At 45.6% G+C, this 3486-nt stretch carries 4 protein-coding genes and 2 pseudogenes; all 6 read right to left on the reverse strand.

The genetic code is table 11. The annotated features are described in order from the left end of the window. Window positions 1-153 precede the first annotated feature (153 nt). The 6 genes and pseudogenes from H6F88_RS18565 to H6F88_RS18590 all read right to left on the reverse strand — a co-directional run bounded on the left by H6F88_RS18565 (window position 154) and on the right by H6F88_RS18590 (window position 3391). The gene (locus H6F88_RS18565) at window positions 154-801 is read right to left on the reverse strand and encodes a hypothetical protein (RefSeq protein WP_190644240.1); all 648 of its coding nucleotides are present in this window, start codon (window positions 799-801) and stop codon (window positions 154-156) included. A gap of 121 nt (window positions 802-922) precedes the next feature. Further along, window positions 923-1183 carry a hypothetical protein gene (locus H6F88_RS18570; protein ID WP_190644241.1) on the reverse strand — a complete coding sequence of 87 codons (261 nt, stop codon included), beginning with the start codon at window positions 1181-1183 and terminating at the stop codon, window positions 923-925. Window positions 1184-1354: 171 nt separating this feature from the next. After that, window positions 1355-1540, reverse strand: a pseudogene (locus H6F88_RS18575) (response regulator transcription factor); the annotation flags it as partial. A gap of 218 nt (window positions 1541-1758) precedes the next feature. Then, entirely contained in the window at window positions 1759-2118 is a 360-nt protein-coding gene (locus H6F88_RS18580; RefSeq protein ID WP_190644243.1) for a nuclear transport factor 2 family protein, read from the reverse strand. 302 nt (window positions 2119-2420) lie between these two features. Further along, a pseudogene (locus H6F88_RS18585) lies at window positions 2421-2697 on the reverse strand (bile acid:sodium symporter family protein); the annotation flags it as partial. Window positions 2698-3031: 334 nt separating this feature from the next. Then, window positions 3032-3391 carry a PAP/fibrillin family protein gene (locus H6F88_RS18590; RefSeq protein ID WP_190644244.1) on the reverse strand — a complete coding sequence of 120 codons (360 nt, stop codon included), beginning with the start codon at window positions 3389-3391 and terminating at the stop codon, window positions 3032-3034. Between the last annotated feature and the right edge of the window lie 95 nt (window positions 3392-3486).

Here is a 3486-nt window from a genome sequence, read left to right on the forward strand (position 1 = left end):
TGAGTTAGAAGAGTTATTTCAAGCGATTTAATCGAAGGCAATGAAGAGGAAGCTTACAATACAAAAAAGTGATAAAAAAGCGGTGATTTGAGTACTCAGTTCTGACAGTTTCTTCTTATGGTGCTAGCAAATTTGATGGTAAGTAACTCACGCTTAGAAGCAGGTTTCAACCCAGGTTACTTCTGGAAGTTTGCCCGATCGCAATCGAGTCACAATGTCGTTTTCATCCGTTTCAAACACAATACGGTAGTTGCGATCGCTCACATCGGTTGGTACATAGGTCAGGTAATGACCACCCTGAACGTATTCGTGCGGTGACACTTCGATTTGTCCGGGATACATCGCTTCAATTTCGGCTCTGGTGTTGCCAATACCCGCACCGTTGAGGGTTCTGATTGTGCTGTCGCGCACCACATCCACGCGAGCAATTTGGTTGTCTGTCACCATAAGCAGCAGGTTCTCAATGCCCTGCGGCTGCGTATAGCCACAACCATTGTCATCGGTATCTGCTGCTGGAATGGGAACCCTCGCCGCTTGTTCGGCTTCAGCAAGGGTCATGCCAACGCGCACTGGACCAATGCCATTGAGTGTGAGGGGTGACTGACTGCTGAGCGATTCAGACTGTGGTGTTGAGTCAGATTGAGCAGATTCGAGCGTAGGAGAAGTGTAATGGACAGGAGTAAAAGCCATTGAGGCCAGCGTGGAGGGAGATGCAATCCATGAGGAAGGAGTTGGGACGCTGGCGATCGGTGTGGATTGATCGACGGTAGCGATCGCCACTCCAATTATGGTAGAAGCCACAACAAGACTTGAAACTAGGAAGTGAGCGACTTTCATGGTAGGAACACCAAAAATAAATAGTTGGGAGGTCGAGATTAGAGGTTAGGTTGCAATGATGCACCTTTGTTTGGTTGGGAATGATTTAACCTAATGGAGTTTGACTAATCACACTCACGTTTGGATCAAGGTTGTCGCCTGTACTGTAGACGTAATCAAAAGCGTCTTGATCATGGAGAAGATGCGATCGCAGAAACAGTCCACCCCAGCGTCCGAACGCCTCAGTTGCTAGGGTTTGATCCAGCGTTGGTAGAATGGGATCGCGATCGCTATCTTGATTAGTAATGCTATAGTGATTCGCACCTTCAACCGCGATCAATGCTTTTGGTGTATCTTGAACGTTCACATATGCGGGTGCGGTTTCGCCAAAATCAGCAATGCCATAGAAACCCGCCTGTAACTCTGGAGGGATTGTGTAGCCCTCTGAGCCAATTTCAGGAATACCAATTTCTTCCTGGGTTGCGCCTAATCCAACGGCTTCATCAAACGAGCGTCCCAGAAGCCATCATTAAACCTCTTAAATTAGCCCTTGACGTAAAGCGGCTACGGCAGCCTGTACACGATGGTCAACTCCAAGCTTGTTGAAGATCCCACGTACATGAGTTTTTACAGTGTTGTGGCTCAGATATAGATGGGCTGCAATTTCAGAATTACTTCGACCTTCTGCCATGAGCTTCAAAACTTCCAATTCACGAACTGAGAGTTTGTGAGCAGGTGTTAAAGATATTGAGGAGGAATATTTTATTTTTTGCATGAAAACCTCTTAGGTGGTGCTAAAACTGCTAATCATTAATACAATCAATCACGACTTTGCTGATGTCCATACCCTATATAACTGCTCTATGGGTAAGCATTGCAATCTTTAGGGTGAGGTAGCAAAGGCACGCACTGACCTCTAAAAAGTATCGCAACTGAACCCACTTACGCAGGTTCCATATACAAGCGTGCCCACTCGATCTGATCTGCTTGTATGCCAAGAATGGTCACCCCGCGCATACCAAACTGCGAACCATTACGCTGGGTGCCGAACCAATACCACTCAGCCCAGGTCGTTTCATCCTCAACTGTCAATCGGAGTAACTCGGAGTGAAAATCTGGGATGTTGTGGAACATAGCAGACCAATTCCTACGGACATGCTCAATTCCCAGTTCATCCCTTTCGGGATGGACTGGATGAGCGCCCTGAAAGTGAGGTGCAAAACAGGCTAAAAATGCTTCCAGATCATGCGCGTTTTGTGCTTGTTGCAGTCGCTCTACGACGACACTTTGACTAGATTCCATGACTTCTCCTTAAAGGTTTATCTTTCCTTGATCAGGTTTAAGCAATAGATCATGAGAGGTTGTCATTGTCATTTCTTCTAATGGTTTAACAGTTGATCAAGATCGAGTCCTTACCAATTTTGTTTTATCTATCTAAAGCATAATGAGTTGCAATGCTTAATTGCTTTCAGATTCTTACGGCGATTTGTCAGATTCTTATGGTGTTAGCAAACTTGTTTTGGGGACATTCCGCTAACGATCAAAATTTTGGGTAAACCGGAAATCAAACTTGAAAGGATTGAATCAACGATTAGATGATTTACTCATGATATCTCTTCCTGATAAATCCTTTGAGCAGTTCTTCTGCCATAGAAGATAGCAAAAATGGCAGTGCCGTATGCAAATAAGCTGTAAACAGCAGCAGGAACCGCCATATCGGGATTATTTAACAGCCCAGCAGTAATGGCGATCGCCAACGTCGCATTCTGAATTCCTACCTCGATCGCAATACAAATGCGCTGGGGAAATTTCAGATTAAACAACTGACCAAACCAAAATCCGATTGCCATTGAGATCACGTAGAAGGGTTAACCCCATGCCTAGCATCACGATCGCTAGACCGACTGGTAAAAGAACGGTGGTAAAAAAGGTAGCTTGCATGGATTGAGCTGGGTTTATTGCTTCATTGGCTGTTGATTATAACCGCTCTAAGTACAGGATAAAAATCAAAGTTTTTAACGGGGTTTTGTTTTTTGTCCTATATTTAGCTCCATCTTCAGAGCAGCTAATTGTTGTGCTGTAATGCAAGATGTCCCATCGTCGAATGAAACACATCATCGGGATCGTATTTGTTGACCTGCTGCGGCAACACCATTCAAGCTTATTAGTTCAATAGTTGCCATAAAGCCTAAGTTAGACGTGATTCTACAGCAAATTAGGGTTTGTATACGGGGGAACTGCGTAGCAACCGCGCAAACACAAATAAATTACCCGTTGCCCCACGTCCGATCCGCAAATCTGAGTCAAGGTAAGACGTTTGCCAGGTCGCTTCTCGTCTCAGCCCTTCTAGCACCGGAATGTGCAAAGCTGGAAGTTGCCAGTCAGCTTGGTGAAATAGCCCGGTTGCTTGCAGCGAAAAAGCATCGAAGGCAACGGTGGCGGTCTGAGTATTGCCTTGCCATCGCCAGTGCCCTTGTGCTTGCAGTTGCACTCTACCTAATAGCAGCGGCGTTGCTGCAAGGGTAATGCTTGGTTTGGCATGATAGAAGAATGAAATGTCCTCAATGTAATTCAACTCAAGTCGCTAAGAACGGGCATCGTCGAGGGAGACAATGCTACAAGTGTAAGCAGTGCAGGCGACAATTTCTCGAATCCTACTATCCTTGGCGC

The sequence above is a fragment of the Oculatella sp. FACHB-28 genome, from assembly GCF_014696015.1.
In the GTDB taxonomy this organism is placed as follows: domain Bacteria; phylum Cyanobacteriota; class Cyanobacteriia; order Elainellales; family Elainellaceae; genus JAAUTN01.

Excerpts from the sequence above, each read along its gene's own strand:
- H6F88_RS18580 (WP_190644243.1), bottom strand. The coding sequence starts at position 2,118 with ATGGAATCTAGTCAAAGTGTCGTCGTAGAGCGACTGCAACAAGCACAA.